This is a genomic window from Brevundimonas basaltis (assembly GCF_014202075.1).
In the GTDB taxonomy this organism is placed as follows: domain Bacteria; phylum Pseudomonadota; class Alphaproteobacteria; order Caulobacterales; family Caulobacteraceae; genus Brevundimonas; species Brevundimonas basaltis.
Genome location: NZ_JACHFZ010000001.1, coordinates 765,383 through 781,634 on the forward strand (window position 1 = coordinate 765,383; position 16,252 = coordinate 781,634).

Consider the following 16,252-nt stretch of genomic DNA (forward strand, 5'->3'; position numbering starts at 1 on the left):
GGGTCTAGGCTGTCCGGGACGGGCGCCGTTCTGGACCGCCCACCGTGAAAGTTCGGCCATGCCGGAGACCGGCGCGCCCGCGGGCGCTCCCCGGTCCCAGCGTTTCGGGTCCGGCGGCCAGCGCGCCCGCGGCGGCGCCTCCGACGGACACGGCGCATCGGGGCGCGACGCTCCCCTGTACGGGGCGCTCGACCTGGGGACCAACAACTGCCGTCTGCTGATCGCCCGCCCGGCGCGGGACGGCTTTCGCGTGGTGGATTCCTTCAGCCGGATCGTCCGTCTCGGCGAGGGCCTGTCGCGCACCGGCCGGCTCGACGACGCGGCCATGGAGCGAGCCTATGAGGCTCTCGTGCTGTGCGGGGAACGGGTCGCGAAGAAAGGGATCGAGTCGAGCCGCCTCATGGCCGTCGCCACCCAGGCCTGCCGCCAGGCCGACAACGGCGTCGCCTTCATCGAACGGGTACGCATGGACACCGGCTTGCGCCTGCGCATCATCGATCCGGTCGAGGAGGCGCGCCTCTCGGTCGAGGGTTGCCTCAACCTGTTCGACGACACCGCCGAGGCCGTGCTGGTCGTCGATGTCGGCGGCGGTTCGACCGAATTGAGCTGGCTGAAACGGGGCGGCGCCGGGTTCGAACTGGACGGCTGGATGTCGGCGCCGATCGGCGTGGTCACCCTCGCCGAGCGCCATCCCGAGCCGGCGGGCGCCGGGCCGGCCGTCATCGAGGCCTGGTACGAGGCCATGGTCGAGGACATGGGCGTGGCTCTGTCAGCGGCCCCGATCGACCCGGCCCTCCGCGAGGTCTTCGCCGCCGGCCGGGCCCATCTGGTCGGCACCTCGGGGGCGATCACCAGCCTGGCCGGCATCCACCTCCGCCTGCGCCGCTACCAACGCAATTTGGTCGACGGCCTGTGGATGTCGCGGGGCGACTGCGAGAATGCGGCCCGGAGGCTGATCCAGCTCGGCCCCGAAGGCCGCGCCGCGGAATCCTGCATCGGCCCGGACCGCGCCGACCTGGTTCTGGCCGGGGCGGCGATCATGGAGGCGGTGCAGCGCGCCTGGCCCTCGGAACGGGTCAGGGTCGCCGACCGCGGCCTGCGCGAGGGCCTGCTGCTGCAGAAGATGCGCGAGGACCGCCGCCCGAGACGACGCCGCCGCAGACGGTAAGCTAGTTGCTCACCTGCACCGGCAGGGTCACGTCGCAGACCGAGAAATCGGCCCCGCGTGCGCCCCGGGCCTCGTCGACCAACGCCCGGAACCGCGCCGAGTCGGTCGCCAGCATCTGCACCATGGGCCGTTCCGCCGCCGGGATGTCGGCCGCGATGCGCACGCGAGTCATCCGGTCGGGCTGGGCCTGGGACATCATGCCGTTCTCCCCGTCGCCAACCTGCAGCGACCGTACCACGTCCAGCCCGTCCACGGTCATGCCCCAGATAGTGTAGCGCTTGTCCAGCGCCGGATAGGCCTGACGCATGATGAAGAACTGGCTGTTGGCCGTGTCGTTGCCGACGTCGCGGGCCATGCCGGCCACGCCGGGGCAGTAGAGACCCCAGCCGTGCACCTTGCCGTCCCCCGTCTGGGCGAAGGCAGCGTCAGGCTGCGTCTGCACGGGCAGGGAGTGGAAGAAGCCGACGCGCGCGCCGGTCGGCTCGGCCACGGCGGCGAACGGCATGGCCGGATCGCGGCGGAAGGTGAATTCGGCCGTCAGGTCGGGATAGGGGCTCTGGCCCTCACCATTGCCCAGCGGATCGCCGGTCTGCGCCATGAACCAGTCGATCACCCGGTGCCACGGCGTATTGTCGTAGAAGCCGCGCCGGGCCAGCAGCTTGATCCGCTCGACGTGCAGCGGCGCCACCTCCGGGAACAGTTCGACGAGGATGCGTCCCCGCGTGGTGTCGATCACCAGCAGGTTTTCGGCCGGGACGGCGCGCCATTCGGTCGCGGCGATCGTGGTCTGGGGGGTCGGTGCGGGCGGCGGCGGGGGTCCGCCGACGTCCTGGGCCAGCACGGGCGCGGCGAACAGGACGACGGCGAGCAGCGCGGCAGTGCACATGGACTTCATGACGGTCTCCCCCGGAATTCCGGACAGCAGGATCAGCCCCCGACGACCTCGGCTGGCGGCTGGACATCGCAAACATTGAAGCCGGCGCCGCGGGCGGAGCGGACCCGTTCGACCTCGGCCTGCAGGGCCGCGCCGGTCGCCACGCGCACGGACGGGCGCTCGCCCTCCGGCAGGGCGCCGGCGGTCCGGGCTCGGATCATCACGTCGGGATCGGCCACATTGCCGTTGTTGGCCTCCGTCCCGGCCTTGATGGCGCGAACCGCGTCCATGCCGGCCACGACCCGACCGAACGGTGTGTAGCGCCCGTTCAGGTCCTCTTTCGGGCCGGTCATCAGGAAGAATTGGCTGTTGGCGCTGTCCACCGAACCACCGCGCGCCATGCCCGCCACGTGGGAGCAGAACAGTCCCTGCGCGCCCGTCTTGAAGTCGGCGGTGATCATCATCTGCGCGTCCGGCTGGGTGACCACCGGCACGGAGCCGATCAGCCCGAACTGTTCGCCAGAGGTGGACGCGACCGGCACGAAGCCGGCCTCGCGTCCACGCCGGAACTCGAACTCCGCGGCCAGGTCTGGCAGGTCGCTGCCGCCCTGCCCCGTGCCCTGCGGGTCCCCGGTCTGGGCCATGAAGCCGCTGATGACCCGGTGGAATTTGAGCCCGTCGTAGAAGCCCTGATCGGCCAGGGTGCGGATGCGGTTCACCGCCTGCGGGGCCATGCGCGGCTCCAGCTCGACGAGGATGCGGCCGTGGACCGTGTCGATGACCAGCAGGTTCTCGGGCGCGACGGTGCGCCAATCCGCCGCCGGGGCAATCTGGGCCCCGACCGGGGCGGCGGCCAGCAACGAAAGCGAAAGCGCGGCGGCGGTGACGAACTTCAAAGCGGACTATCCCTTGACCTTGGCCCGGACCGCCTTGGCGACGGCAGGACTGACGAAACTGTCGACCGCGCCGTCCAGACGGGCGATCTCCTTGACCAACCGCGAGGCGATGGCCTGATGCCGCGGGTCGGCCATCAGGAAGACCGTCTCAATGTCGGCATTGAGGCGCTGGTTCATCGCCGTCATCTGGAATTCGTATTCGAAGTCCGCGACGGCGCGCAGGCCGCGCACGATGATGCTGGCGTCCAGCGACTCGGCGAAATGCATCAGCAGGCTGTCGAACGCCCGCACCTCCACCCTGTCGCCGAGGTGCGCGAGCTCGGCCCGGACCATGGCGACGCGCTCGTCCGTCGTGAACAGCGGTCCCTTGTCGTCGTTGCGGGCCACGCCGATGACCAGCCGGTCGACCAGCTTCACCGCCCGCCCGATGATGTCCATATGCCCGTTGGTGACGGGATCGAAAGTGCCCGGGTACAGGCCGATGCGCATGCGTTCCTCCCCGCCTTCGCCGTGGTTTAGCAGGTGGGGCCGGACCGGCCTAGATCGGCTGACAGGGCTGTGACGCCCAGGCCGCCCGCAGCCGGTCGATCAGCGTCGGGTCGGTATCCAGCGCCCAGCTATCGATCCCCGTCACCGGACAGGCCGGGGTGGCGCTGTTGCAGATGAAGGCTGACCGGAAATTCCCCGCCGCCACATCGTTCCAGTCCAGAATCCGCGTCTCGTCGCTCAGGCCCACGTCAGCCAGACCCGCCTGGATCAGCCTCTGGGTCACGCCCGCCAATATCGGCGCCCGAGGCCAGGTCACCACGTCTCCCCGGACAAAGCCGATATTCCACAGCGTGCCCTCGGAAAACGCGCCCTCCCGATCCGCGAACAGGGCGTCGTCGAACCCTTCGGCCCGCGCCCGCCGCCGCGCCGTCAGCAGGTCCATGTTCGCCGCGTGCTTCAAGTGCGGCGCGATCCGTTCATGCCGCTGCACCTGCAACCGCAGGCTCCCGGCCAGCGGTGGAGGCGGGTCAAACACCGCGATCATCACGCGCGGCCGGCCGACCGAGGTCGGGTCCCGATTCGAGATCTGGTCCGAGAACAGGCTGACCCGAAGCCAGCAGGTCTCTCGCGCTTCCATCGCCGCCCGCATCAGCTCAAGCAGCCGCGCCTCAGGAACCGCCTCGCCAAACAACTCGATCGAGGCGTCGCGCAGCCGCTCCAGATGCAGGTCCAGCCCCCGGGCCGCGCCGTCCTCGACGCGGAACGAGGTATAGGCCCCGTAGTTCACCAAGGCCTGATGCGTCAGCGCCTCGATGGACGCCGGCTCTCCATCGATGAAGAGGGCGCGGCTCAGGCCTCGCCCTCGCCGCCCTCGATCGCGCCGCCGCCTGCCTCGACGTCGGCCTCATCATCCCCGCCGGAGTCCGGCAGGCGCTCGACCGAAACTACCCGTTCGCCCTCTGCCGTGCGGAAGATGGTCACGCCCTGGCTGGCGCGTCCGACGATGCGGACCTGGTTCATCGGCGTGCGGATCATCTGCCCGCCGGAGGTGACCAGCAGCAGGTCGTCGTCCTCCTCGACCGGGAAGGACGCCGCCAGCCGGGTGCCGGCGCGACCGCCCAGCCCATGAGCCGTCAGCCCCTGCCCGCCCCGGCCGGTGCGCCGGTACTCATAGGCCGAGGAGCGCTTGCCGAAGCCGGTTTCGGTGACCGTCAGGATGAACTGCTCCGCCGCGCCCAGTTCGGCGATGCGCTCGACCGACAGGGCGGCGTCTCCAACCGCCTCGTCGTCGGCCTCGACTGGCGTATCGTCCTCGTCGCCGGCGGCGCGGCGCATGGCGTTGGCGTGTTTCACATAGGCGGACCGCTCTTCCGGCGTGGCGTCGACCCGGCCCAGCACGGCCATGGAGATGACCTCGTCGTCTTTCTGCAGACGGACGCCCCGCACGCCGGTCGAATCCCGGCCCTTGAACACCCGGACATCGTCGGCCTTGAAGCGGATGGCCCGCCCCAGGGCCGTCGTCAGCATGACGTCGTCGTCGGCCGTGCACAGGGCCACGCCGACCATGCGATCGTCATCTTCCAGCTTCATGGCGATCTTGCCGGCCCGGTTGACGGTGGCGAAGTCCGACAGCTTGTTGCGGCGCACGTCACCGGACTTCGTGGCGAACATGATGTCGTAGTTGGCCCATTCCGCCTCGTCCTCGGGCAGGGGCAAGACATTCATGATGCTGTCGCCCGGCTCGATCGGCAGCAGGTTGACGAAGGCCTTGCCGCGCGAGGTCGGCCCGCCCAGCGGCAACCGCCAGGTTTTCAGCTTGTAGGCCTTGCCGTTGGTGGCGAAGAACAGCACCGGCGTATGGGTCGAGGCCGAGAACACGCCAACCACGGCGTCGTCGTCCTTCATGGCCACGCCCGAGCGGCCCTTGCCGCCGCGATGCTGGGTCCGGTAGGCGTTCAGCGCCACCCGTTTGACGTAGCCGCCGTGGGTGACAGTCACGACCATGTCCTCGCGCGGGATCAGGTCCTCGTCTTCCAGCTCGAAATCGCCGTCGCCGATCTCGGTCCGCCGCGGCACCGCGAACTCATCCTTGACCAGCAGTAGGTCCGCGCGGATCACCGCCAAGATGTTGGCCCGGTCCGACAGCAGGGTCAGATGCCCCTGGATGGTGTCGGCCAGCTCGCGCGCCTCGCCGAAGATGTCGTCGCGGCCGAGGCCGGTCAGGCGGCTCAGCGTCAGCGCCAGAATGGCCCGCGCCTGCTCGTCCGTCAGCCTCAGCTTGTCCCCCTCGACCAGGGCCGAGCGCGGATCGGCGATCAGCTCGATCAGGGCCATCATGTCGCCGACCGGCCAGGCCTTGGCCTGCAGGCGCTCGCGCGCCTCGGACGGATCGGCCGACGAGCGGATGATGTGGATGACCTCGTCGATATTGGCCACGGCCACGGCCAGTCCGACCAGCACGTGGCCGCGGTCCCGGGCCTTGGCCAATTCGAACTTGATGCGGCGGACGACCACCTCTTCCCGGAACTCGAGGAAGGCCTCGAGCAGCTGGCGCAGGCCCATCTGCACCGGCCGGCCATGGTTCAGGGCCAGCATGTTGACGCCGAACGACGACTGCATCGCCGTGAAGCGCCACAGCTGGTTCAGCACCACGTCGCCCGAGGCGTCGCGCTTCAGCTCGATGACCATCCGCATGCCGTCGCGGTCGGACTCGTCGCGGACGTCGGAAATGCCTTCGATCCGCTTCTCGCGGACCATTTCGACGATGCGCTCGATCAGGGTCTGTTTGTTGACCTGGAACGGCAGTTCGGTGACCACGATGGCCTCGCGGTCCTTGCGGATCGTCTCGATGGTCGCCTTGCCGCGCACGATGACCGAGCCGCGCCCCTCGCGCAACGCGTTCCGGGGCGCCGTCCGACCCATGATCTCGCCGCCGGTCGGGAAGTCCGGTCCGGGGACGATGTCCAGCAGGGCGTCGTCGCCGATATCCGGATTGTCCAGCAGGGCGACAGCCGCATCGACCACTTCGCCCAGATTGTGCGGCGGGATGTTGGTGGCCATGCCGACGGCGATGCCGCCCGCGCCGTTGACCAGCAGGTTCGGGATCCGTGCCGGCAGCACCACCGGCTCGATTTCCTTCTCGTCGTAGTTCGGCTGAAAATCGACCGTATCCTTGTCGATGTCGGTTAGCAGGGCCGCCGCCGCCGGGGCCATGCGGCACTCGGTGTATCGCATCGAAGCCGGGGTATCGCCGTCGACCGAGCCGAAATTGCCCTGGCCGTCGACCAGCATCAGCCCCATCGAGAACGGCTGCGCCATGCGCACCAACGCGTGATAGACGGACAGATCGCCGTGGGGGTGGAACCGGCCCAGCACGTCTCCGACCACGCGTGCGCATTTCGAATAGCTGCGCTCCGGCGTCATTTTCGCTTCGTGCATCGAGTACAGGATGCGGCGGTGCACGGGCTTGAGCCCGTCGCGCGCGTCCGGCAGGGCGCGCGACACGATCACGCTCATGGCATAGTCGAGATACGAGCGGCGCAGCTCGTCCTCGATCGTTATGGTGGAGATATCGCCGCCTGCGCCCGACGAAGGCGGCAGGGCGTTGTCATAGGTGTCGTCGGTCAAGGAAATCGGGCTTTAAATGGCCGGAATCGGAACGTGATCCGCTAGGGATTTTTCTAGCATCCGGGGGCTGTGGAGGCAAAGCGATCCGCCCGTCCGGGCGCCGCATGATCGCGGCCTTCGCGACCGGGAGGCGTGTCCAATCCCCACAATGTCTTCGACACGGCGGCGGGCCGCTATCTGTTGGTGGTCCGCGCAGGCCCGACGATGCGAGCGGCTGATCGCCCTCCACCGCAAATCGGCGACGAACCGTCTGAGTCATGCGCGACGTGGACGGCGTCACCTCCCTGCTGACCGACCCCCAGCACAAGCGCCGCCCGGTCGTTCTGATCGAGGACGACGCCCTGTAGAAGCAGGTGGTGGCGCGGCTGGGCCGCCGCCTGATCTCGCAGATCGAAAAGGCCTTGAAGCTCAAGCCGACCCGGATCGAACGCTCTGATGGACCGCCATGACGCCGAAACCGGCGACTTCTTTCGCCCGCACCGGGACAACACCACCAAGGGCACGCCGGTTCGCCCTCTCGATCAATCTCAACGCAGACCACGAAGGCGGCGATCTCCGCTTCCCGAACACGGCGCGCGCACCTATCGCACGCCGCGGCGGAGCCTGCGTCTTCTCCTGCTCCATCCTGCTCGAAGTCACGCCCGACGCCCGCGGCGAACGCTTCGACTTCCTGCCCATTTTCTACGACAGGGCGGCCGCGCAGATCCGGGGCGAGAACCTGAATTATCTGGATCCGGCGCTGACCGCCTGAGCGGGCGGTCGAGGCTTGATCAGTGCCCTTGATGGGCGCCGTTCCCGCGGTGATGGGCGCACGTCACGGCAGGATTGAAGGGCGCGAAAACGCCATTGGGGTTGTCCCGATACAGCCAAACATGACGGTCGTGATGGGGCTCGAACGAATGCGCCTCGTCTATTGGCGTGGAGGGATCATCGCTCATGGTGTCGTAGACCACACCATGGAACGATGGCGGGGCATCATGTCCCGCCGCCTTCCAGCTTTCGGCGAAAACCAAGTTCTCGACCGCTACCAGCGCGAGCGAGCCGTCTGCCTGCGGCTCGTAGATCAGGATGGCGGGCCGAAGAAAATCGGTGTGAATGCCTGTGCCGTTCACGCGCGCCCCCGGAAGCTCCGAAAGACCGAGCAAGTCCGGTCGAAAGAAATGAATGCCCATGGCGCCCAGCTCCGGCGGTCTGCCCATCATCGCGGCCGTATCGCAGAGGTCCATGGGATCGCGGAGATAGCCTTCGGCCAATGCTACGCTGACGTCACGGAACCGCTCGGTTGCGGCGCGAACTTCGTCCAGTGTCGGCTCACCCGGGCCTGGGTCCGCCGAGGCCAGGGCGGCGATGGCTTTGAGCAACAGGATACCGGCGGTCAAGGCAAACTCCTCCGAATGGCAGGCCCGAACCCGGTGATTCCGGAGCGCCGGCGCCCGGCTTTCAGCAGCGAATTATGCTTTGCCGACAAGCTCGGCAATCAACGTTCTTGCGCGGTGACTATGCGCTGTTGAATAACATATGCCATGTTCGACTGGGATGATCTCAGGGTGTTCAGGGCCGTGGCTGAGGCTGGAACCACGTTGGGCGCTGCCCGCCGACTGGGTATCAGCCAGCCCACCGTTGTTCGCAGAATAGCCGGCTTCGAACGGGCGGTCGGTGTCGCCTTGTTCGAGCGCAGCCGAACAGGATACCGGCTGACCGAGGCCGGTGAGGAGCTTGTTCCCCTCGCCGAACAAGTCGGCAAGGAGGTCGAGGCGATCAACGACATGCTGGCTTCCCGCTCGAGAAGTCTCGCCGGAACGATACGCGTCACGGCGGCGGAGCCCGTCGCCAACATGTTGCTGGCTCCGGCAGTTCTCGATTTTCAGCGAACGAACCCGAATGTCGCGATACAGCTTCTGATCGCCGACCGATTTCTGGACCTCGCTCGAGGCGAGGCGGACGTCGCCTTGCGCGCGACATTCAACGGCCTGGAAGATTCGAACCTCGTGGGCCGGAAGCTCGTGGATGCCCCATGGGCGGTCTACTGCAGTCGAGAATACATGGAGAACCGGGGACGCCCGTGCACTCCCCTGGAAGCAGACGGCCATCCGATCCTTAGTAGCGAGCGGTCGGCCGGCGACGCTCCTGTCATGCACTGGCTCGAAGAGGCAGTCCCAAACGCCAAGCTGGTATGGCGTAGCAATTCACTCTCCAGTCTGCAGTCGGCGGTCCGGGCCGGCCTCGGGCTCGCGCCCTTGCCCTGCCTCCTCGGCCGGAACGATCCGGAGCTGGTCAAATGTTTCGACGCCGGCGGAGCGGCATTCCCCGATATCTGGCTGCTTGCCCACGCCGCCGCACGGAGCCGGCCGCATATCCAGTCCTTCATCGCGGCTCTCAGCGATCACGTCATCGCCCATGCTGACCTGCTTCGCGATGAGTCATAGACGGCGGCGCGGAGCCCCCAACACCGGGAGCCGGGCATCCGCGACGAGTTGAGTTCAGGGGCACCGGCAGTCAGCATCCCCCTGCCACACTGCGCGAGTTAGGCCATTGAAACCCTCGCCAGCCATCATCCCGCCTTGGGAACGTTCAGAAGTGTCGGGATGGCAGGGTCTCGCGATTCTTCACTGACAGGAGGTCAGTCGGCCCGGAACTGCAACTCCGCCAGCCGGGCGTACAGCCCGCCGCGGGCTTTCAGCGCCGCGTGGGTCCCCTCCTCCACCACCCGACCGTCCTCCATCACCATGATGCGGTCGGCCCGGAGAACGGTGGCGAGGCGATGGGCGATGACGATGGTGGTCCGGGTCGACATGGCCTTGTCCAGCGCCGCCTGCACCAGCCGCTCGCTCTCGGCGTCGAGCGCCGAGGTGGCCTCGTCGAGCAGCAGGATCGGGGCGTCGCGAACCAGGGCCCGGGCGATGGCCATGCGCTGGCGCTGGCCGCCAGACAGGCTCTTGCCGCGCTCGCCCAGCGGCGTGTCGAAGCCCTGCGGCAGGGCCTCCAGGAAGCCCAGCGCCTGCGCCTCTCCGGCGGCCGCGCGAAGCTCGTCCACGGTCGCCGCTTCCCGTCCGAAGCGAATGTTTTCATTGGCCGAACCGGAAAACAGTGGCGCCTCCTGCGACACCCAGGCGAAACGGTTCCGCACCGCCGTCGGATCGGCCTCGCGCACGTCGACGCCGTCCACCGACACTACCCCGGACTGCGGGTCGTAGAAGCGCAGCAGCAGCCGGAAGACCGTGCTCTTGCCCGCCCCCGAGGGGCCCACCAGCGCCACCGTCTCGCCCGGTCGTACGGTGAGGGAAAAGCCGTTGAGCGCCGGCAGATCGGGGCGCCCCGGATAGCTGAACTGCACCGCCGACATCGACACCTCGCCAACCGGCGGCTCCGGCAGGGCGTGCGGTCGAGCTGGCGGGGCGATCGCCGGCGTGCTGCGCATCAGCTCGTCGATCCGCTCCATGGCCCCGGCGGCCTTCTGCACGTCGCCCCAGCTCTCGCCCAGCGCGCCCACGGCCCCGGCCACGAAGACCGCCAGCAGCACGAACTGCAGCAGCGCCCCCGGCGACATCCGCCCGCCGATCACGTCCTGCGCGCCCAGCCAGAGCACCAAGGTAACCCCGCCGAACATCACCACGATGATCATCGCGGTCATCAGGGCCCGCGCCCGGATGCGGATCAGCGAGACCCCGAACGCCGCCTCCACCGCCGCGCCGAAGCGGGCGATGGCGCTCTTCTCGCGGCCAAAGGCCTGCACCGTCTCGATGGCGTCGACGCTTTCGCCGGCGAAGCCCACGGCGTTGGCGAACTTGTCCTGCGACGCCACGGTCAGCTTGCGCACCTGCCGCCCGAACAGGAAAATCGGCCCCAGCAGCAGCGGCACCACCAGCAACACCATCCCGGTCAGCTTGGGGCTGACCACGAACAGCAGGATGGTCCCGCCGATCAGGGTCAGGAAGTTGCGCAAGGCGAAGGACACCGAGGTGGTCAGCAGCGTCTCGACCAGGGCGATGTCGGTGGTCAGGCGCGACAGCACCTCGCCCGTCCGCATCTGGGCGTAGAAGGCCGGGTCCAGCGTCAGGATGCGCTCGAACAACCCCTTGCGCACGTCGGCCACGACCCGCTCGCCGGTTTTGGTGACGAAATAATAGCGCACCGCCGTCGCCAGGCCGAGAAACAGGGCGTTCGCCCCCAGCACCATGAACCACAGGTTCAGCCGCGCCCCGCCGTCCTCGAAGCCGTTGTCGATCGCCCCGCGCGCCGACACGGTCAGGGCCAGGGAGGCGGCTGTGGACAGCGCCAGCCACAGCACCGCCATGGCCATATGGCCCTTGTGCCTGAGGGCGTAGGGCAGCAACCGGCCCAGCGGGCGGATGTCGCGCCGCTTCTCGCGCCGCTGGCCCGCCTCGCCCATCTGCTCGATCAGCAGCGCGCCGGCGCCGGGCCGTCCCCGAAGGTCGGCGGCGTCGGTCACGGGGGCGGTGGTGTCTGTCATGGCGCGCGCCTCTTGCCCCGGAACGGCCCCCGGTGTAAACGCCGCCGCTCATTCCCGCCGCCTCCCGGCGGGTTTCTCATTTTCGCGCATGGACGGTCGGCATCGTCACCGCGCAGAGACCGGACAACGACCCATGAAGGCCGATACGCACCCCGACTACCACTTCATCACCGTGACGATGACGGATGGTACGACCTATCAGACGCGCTCCACCTACCAGAAGGAAGGCGCCACCCTGAACCTCGACATCGATCCGCTGACGCACCCGGCCTGGACCGGCGGCAACCAGCAGCTGATGGATCGCGGCGGCCGCGTCTCGCGCTTCAACAACAAGTTCGGCGGCTTCATCAAGAAGTAGCTCTGGTTTTCGGGTCACAGTCCCGGCCAGGAAGATCACGAAGGCGCCGGTCCCGGGACCGGCGCCTTTCTGTTTGCCCGGAACGCCGATAACATGTCGGCGTTGGAACATTCGGGCGTAGACGCAGGATTCTGCGTGGAATTGGGCGAAGAGCAGCAGTTATGAATCGACGGCAACTGGGTCTGGGCGCGGCGGCGGCGGCCATCGCGTCGGCAAGCGGAGGGGTCGTGATGGCCCAGACCCGCGATCCGGCCGCGGTCGCCTTCTATGACAGCTTCAACGATCAGCTGGCTCGTCTGCCCGCGACGATCCAGCCCGACGTGCGCGCCTTCTACGAAATGAACGGCTGGCGCCCGGTGTGGACCCCGGACCGCGTGCGGGCCCTGCGGAATGCCGCCGACCGCGCCGGCCGTCACGGTCTGTCGTCCGCCGACTTCTTCGATTTCGAGGCCTTGGCCTCCATCCCGTCCGCGGCCGAGATGCGCACCACGGCCGCCGCCCTCGGCTACGGCCGGGTGTTGGCCGAGGGCCGGGTCCGGCCCGAGACGGTCGAAGACCTGTGGGAAATGCAGAAGAACCGGGTCGATCTGCCGCTCGGCCTCAACGATGCACTCGCCCGCAATCAGTTGCTGGACTGGTTCGAGGGACTGGCCCCGACCGATATCGGCTATTCCAACCTGTCAGCCGGATATGAGCGCTACCGCCGGATGATCCGCGAGGGCCGGAGCTGGCCGGTGTTCCGCGCCGGTCCGACCATCGAGCCGGGGACCAGCGACCCGCGCATCCCGGTATTAATCCAGCGTCTCATGGCCGAGGGCGACCTGTCCACGGCCGACGGCGCGCGCCTGGCCGGCGCGGGCAATTTCTACGGCCCCGAACTTGTGGAGGCCGTCAGGGGCTTCCAGGTCCGCCACGGCCTCGCCTCCGACGGCCGGATCGGGACGGGCACCCAGCGCTCGCTGTCCGCCTCGGCCGAGGACCGCGCCCGCCAGATCGCCCTCAACCTCGAGCGCCGGCGCTGGCTCAAGCGAGATCTCGCGCCCGAACGGATCGAGGTCAACACCGCCGCCGCCATCATGGTCTACTGGAAGGACGGCAAACCGGTTCACTCGAACCGGGTCGTCGTCGGCACGCCGTCGAACCAGACGCCCAGTCTCGAGAAGCAGTTCGCTTCGGTGGTCGCCAATCCGCCGTGGTATGTGCCCGCCTCGATCGCCCGGAACGAGATCCTGCCCAAGGGTCCCGGCTATCTGGCGGCCAACAATATGTACATCTCGAACGGCACGGTCATCCAGCGCGCCGGTCCGACCGCCGCTCTCGGCTATGTGAAGTTCGAGCTGCGCGACAGCTACGCCATCTTCCTGCACGACACCCCGACCAAATCAGCCTTCAACCTGGCCATGCGCCAGCGCAGCCACGGCTGCGTTCGGGTCCAGGACGCGGTCGAGTTCGCCCGCCTGCTGCTCTCGCCGGATCCGGCGCTGCTGGAGGCGTTCGACGCGGCTCAGGACAGCCGCGAGACCAAGCGCATCCAGACCGGCCGCGAAATCACCGTCCGTCTGCTGTACTGGACCGCCTTCGTCGATGGTCAGGGACGCGTCGCCTTCCGCGAGGACGTCTACGGCCGCGACGACAAGCTGGCCGAGGCCCTTGGCATCGCCGTCAGCCTGCCCAAGGTGGTCGATGACGGCCGCGGCCGCGACGTCGACGACATCGGACCGTAGCCCTTAATGGCGAAACGCCGCCGCCAGCCGGTCCAGCTGGCTCTGCACCGGATTGACCGCCTCTTCCTCCGGCGCGTCCAGATACATGCGCCGGTCGAGGTGCAGCACCCGGTCATACAGCTTCTCGGCCCGGACCAGATATTCGATGAGGGCGATCGGCAATTCCGGATGGGTCGGCTCGGTCTCGATCTTGCGGCCGGCCAGACGATACCGGGCCTCGCAGGCCGCCGTGGCCGTCATGTCGCCCTCGCGCACCGCCCGCTGGACCAGCAGCCAAGAGGCGATCTGCATCAACCGCGTGGTCAGCTTCATGCTCTCCCCGGCGTACGCCAGCGCCGTGGTCCGCGACAGCAGCTTGGATTCCCGCCGTCCGTCGCCATCCAGATAGGCCGCCGTCTCTTCGACCAGCTCCATCCCCTCACGAAACGTGCGGTCGAACAGCTCCGACCGGGCGAAGTCATCGACGACGGCCGCCCGGGTGCGTCCGGCGGATTGGATGAGGTCGTCGCTGGGCATCAAATCGATCTGACTCATGGGCAAGGCGCATCCGTATCACGACCGGCACGGTTTCGCGCGGTGCATGAGCCGTCTGCAACGGCCATGCCAGCAGACCGGGTCACGGACATTTCAGGAGCGGAAGTTGAACATGGCGTCGGCGGCGTTGCGCTGGGACGACTTGCCGTCGATGGCGGCCTTTGACCGTGCGATCTCCGCCTCCAGCCCGGCGATGCGTTCCTTGAGGTCTTCGACCGAATATCCGTCCAGATCCTCGCGCTGCAGGGCGATCAGCGGCGCGCCCCGCGCCGGACGGGGCTCCAGATCCTCGAACATCACCGCCTCCTTCTTGGCCAATCCACGGGCAAGCGCCTATCTGAACGCCCGGACACGGACGATTGCAAGGACGAGGAGCCGATGCGGGCTGTCGAGATTACGGGCGGGTCGGGTCCCGCGGAGGCGCTGAGACTGGTCGACCGACCTGAGCCGGTCGCCGGTCCCGGCCAGATCCGCATCCGCGTGCGCGCCGCCGGAGTGAACCGTCCCGACATCTTCCAGCGGCTCGGGCGGTACCCGCCCCCGCCCGGCGCTTCGAACATCCTCGGGCTCGAGGTCGCCGGCGAAGTGGATCAAATCGGCGCCGGCGTCACCCGCTGGGCGGTGGGCGATCGGGTCTGCGCCCTGCTCGGCGGCGGCGGCTATGCGGACTGCGCCTTGGTCGATGCTCGCCACGCCTTGCCCGTCCCCGACGGCCTCGACTTCGTTCAGGCCGCCGCCCTGCCCGAGACGGTCTGCACCGTCTTCGCCAACGTGTTCGAATCCGGCGCGCTCAAGGCCGGAGAGACCCTGCTGATACACGGCGCCACCAGCGGCATCGGCGTGACTGCTATCCAGATGGCCAGGGCGGCGGGGGCCTGCGTGGTCGCCACCTCCCGTGGCGCGGACAAGGCGGACGCCGCCCGGGCGCTCGGAGCTGACCTGAGCCTCGACGCCCTCACCGACGATCTGGAGGGAGCCATCGCAGCCTACGGCGGCGTCGACGTGGTGCTGGACATGGTCGGGGCGGACTACGCCGCGCTCAACCAGACGGCGCTGAAACCGTTCGGCCGCTGGGCGGTCATCGCTACCCTCTCAGGCGCACGAGCCGAGGTCGATCTGGCCCGACTGATGATGAAGCGGATCGTTCTGAGCGGCTCGACCCTGCGCGCCCGGCCCGCCGACGAAAAGGCGCGGCTGATCGCGGCTGTGGAGACGACCGTATGGCCTTGGGTCAGGGCCGGCCTCGTCCGGCCGCCGGTCGAGACCTTCCCGCTGGAACAGGCGTCGGCCGCCCACTTCAGGCTCGAGGCGGGCGGCCATGTCGGCAAGGTCGTGCTGACGACCTGACTACCAGCGATCATCCCGGTCGTACCGGTCCCGGCCCCCGCGTCCCACGGGACGGAGCGAGGAAATCCGGTCGTTCATGCCGTGCTGCTGCAGGTTCCACACATCGTCGCTGAAGGTCCGGCAGGTGCCGCGGAAATAAGCGTCCGTGCAGGCCTCCCAGGTTCCCCGGAACCGCATCGAACTGATGTTGTCGTTGAACTCCGTATTACGCAGGTTCGGCATCGCGCCCCGGAAACTGGTCGACGGGCCCCGGTAGAGGGCGTCCTTGTAAACCGTGATCTCGGCACGCCCGCCCCCCCAGCCGCCGCCGTTGTCCGGACGCCCACCGCCCTGACGGTCCTCATAGCTCCCGCGGACAGGGCCGCAGACCAGCAGACCGTTGTCGTTGCGGATTTCATAGGGGGTGCAGCGGTTCAGCTCGATCGAGGTGCCGCGGATATCGCCCCGCCGGTCACGGCAGTCGGCGTACAGGCGGCCCCGGTTGACGTATTCGCCGCTGCAGCTGTCGCGGTAGTCGCCGCGAGGGGCGACGCGCGGCGTCAGTTCCTGACCGGCGCCGGACATCATGGCGACGGCGGCGAGGGTTTCGATCAGCATGGTATCCTCCGGTTGGGTCAACGACGCACCACGCGTCCGGACGACACTGTTCCGCCGCCAGGATGAACCTTGGCTGTATGGCGATGTCGGGTTTCGTTTTCTTTTGCCGCGAATGAGCTTATATCGAACACATACGCGCCCGGCCGAAAGGTCGGGCGCCGTCGTAT

At 68.2% G+C, this 16,252-nt stretch carries 16 protein-coding genes; 6 read left to right on the plus strand and 10 right to left on the minus strand.

Annotation, left to right across the window (positions count from 1 at the left end; all coding sequences use genetic code 11):
* The first annotated feature begins 58 nt into the window (after positions 1–58).
* The gene (locus tag HNQ67_RS04070; RefSeq protein WP_183252534.1) at positions 59–1,168 is read left to right on the plus strand and encodes a Ppx/GppA phosphatase family protein; all 1,110 of its coding nucleotides are present in this window, start codon (positions 59–61) and stop codon (positions 1,166–1,168) included.
* 1 nt (position 1,169) lies between these two features.
* On the opposite strand, the gene HNQ67_RS04075 is transcribed toward HNQ67_RS04070, so the two are convergent.
* The 5 genes from HNQ67_RS04075 to gyrA are packed head-to-tail and all read right to left on the minus strand — an operon-like array spanning position 1,170 to position 7,054.
* The gene (locus tag HNQ67_RS04075; RefSeq protein ID WP_183252536.1) at positions 1,170–2,063 is read right to left on the minus strand and encodes a peptidylprolyl isomerase; all 894 of its coding nucleotides are present in this window, start codon (positions 2,061–2,063) and stop codon (positions 1,170–1,172) included.
* Between the two features lie 32 nt (positions 2,064–2,095).
* Positions 2,096–2,938, minus strand: coding sequence for a peptidylprolyl isomerase (locus tag HNQ67_RS04080; RefSeq protein ID WP_281380653.1), 843 nt, complete (start codon positions 2,936–2,938; stop codon positions 2,096–2,098).
* Between the two features lie 6 nt (positions 2,939–2,944).
* Positions 2,945–3,427 carry a pantetheine-phosphate adenylyltransferase gene (coaD, locus tag HNQ67_RS04085; RefSeq protein WP_183252537.1) on the minus strand — a complete coding sequence of 161 codons (483 nt, stop codon included), beginning with the start codon at positions 3,425–3,427 and terminating at the stop codon, positions 2,945–2,947.
* 49 nt (positions 3,428–3,476) lie between these two features.
* On the minus strand, positions 3,477–4,280 hold the full coding sequence (locus tag HNQ67_RS04090) for an aminotransferase class IV (RefSeq protein ID WP_183252805.1): 804 nt from the start codon (positions 4,278–4,280) through the stop codon (positions 3,477–3,479).
* Complete coding sequence (gyrA, locus tag HNQ67_RS04095; RefSeq protein ID WP_183252539.1) at positions 4,277–7,054, minus strand: DNA gyrase subunit A; 2,778 nt, start codon at positions 7,052–7,054, stop codon at positions 4,277–4,279. Before gyrA ends, HNQ67_RS04090 begins: the two co-directional genes overlap by 4 nt.
* Positions 7,055–7,499: 445 nt before the next feature.
* Here gyrA and HNQ67_RS04100 point away from each other — a divergent pair, with 445 nt between their 5' ends.
* A complete protein-coding gene (locus tag HNQ67_RS04100) occupies positions 7,500–7,805 on the plus strand; it encodes a hypothetical protein (RefSeq protein WP_183252541.1) in 306 nt (101 codons plus the stop codon).
* A 19-nt stretch (positions 7,806–7,824) separates the two neighbouring features.
* Here HNQ67_RS04100 and HNQ67_RS04105 read toward each other — a convergent pair whose 3' ends face one another.
* A complete protein-coding gene (locus HNQ67_RS04105; protein ID WP_221247700.1) occupies positions 7,825–8,433 on the minus strand; it encodes a hypothetical protein in 609 nt (202 codons plus the stop codon).
* Between the two features lie 144 nt (positions 8,434–8,577).
* On the opposite strand from HNQ67_RS04105, the gene HNQ67_RS04110 reads away from it, so the two are divergent.
* The gene (locus HNQ67_RS04110) at positions 8,578–9,480 is read left to right on the plus strand and encodes a LysR family transcriptional regulator (protein WP_183252543.1); all 903 of its coding nucleotides are present in this window, start codon (positions 8,578–8,580) and stop codon (positions 9,478–9,480) included.
* A gap of 194 nt (positions 9,481–9,674) precedes the next feature.
* Here HNQ67_RS04110 and HNQ67_RS04115 read toward each other — a convergent pair whose 3' ends face one another.
* Entirely contained in the window at positions 9,675–11,525 is a 1,851-nt protein-coding gene (locus HNQ67_RS04115) for an ABC transporter transmembrane domain-containing protein (protein ID WP_183252545.1), read from the minus strand.
* 133 nt (positions 11,526–11,658) lie between these two features.
* Here HNQ67_RS04115 and rpmE point away from each other — a divergent pair, with 133 nt between their 5' ends.
* On the plus strand, positions 11,659–11,883 hold the full coding sequence (gene rpmE, locus HNQ67_RS04120) for a 50S ribosomal protein L31 (RefSeq protein WP_183252547.1): 225 nt from the start codon (positions 11,659–11,661) through the stop codon (positions 11,881–11,883).
* Between the two features lie 230 nt (positions 11,884–12,113).
* Positions 12,114–13,607 carry a L,D-transpeptidase family protein gene (locus HNQ67_RS04125; RefSeq protein ID WP_246347423.1) on the plus strand — a complete coding sequence of 498 codons (1,494 nt, stop codon included), beginning with the start codon at positions 12,114–12,116 and terminating at the stop codon, positions 13,605–13,607.
* Positions 13,608–13,610: 3 nt separating this feature from the next.
* On the opposite strand, the gene rcdA is transcribed toward HNQ67_RS04125, so the two are convergent.
* Positions 13,611–14,141, minus strand: coding sequence for a protease adaptor protein RcdA (gene rcdA, locus HNQ67_RS04130; protein WP_183252551.1), 531 nt, complete (start codon positions 14,139–14,141; stop codon positions 13,611–13,613).
* Between the two features lie 93 nt (positions 14,142–14,234).
* Positions 14,235–14,438, minus strand: a complete 204-nt coding sequence (locus HNQ67_RS04135; protein WP_183252553.1) for a DUF1192 domain-containing protein — start codon at positions 14,436–14,438, stop codon at positions 14,235–14,237.
* 81 nt (positions 14,439–14,519) lie between these two features.
* Here HNQ67_RS04135 and HNQ67_RS04140 point away from each other — a divergent pair, with 81 nt between their 5' ends.
* Positions 14,520–15,488 carry an NAD(P)H-quinone oxidoreductase gene (locus HNQ67_RS04140; protein ID WP_183252554.1) on the plus strand — a complete coding sequence of 323 codons (969 nt, stop codon included), beginning with the start codon at positions 14,520–14,522 and terminating at the stop codon, positions 15,486–15,488.
* On the opposite strand, the gene HNQ67_RS04145 is transcribed toward HNQ67_RS04140, so the two are convergent.
* Positions 15,489–16,085 carry a beta/gamma crystallin-related protein gene (locus HNQ67_RS04145; RefSeq protein ID WP_183252556.1) on the minus strand — a complete coding sequence of 199 codons (597 nt, stop codon included), beginning with the start codon at positions 16,083–16,085 and terminating at the stop codon, positions 15,489–15,491.
* Between the last annotated feature and the right edge of the window lie 167 nt (positions 16,086–16,252).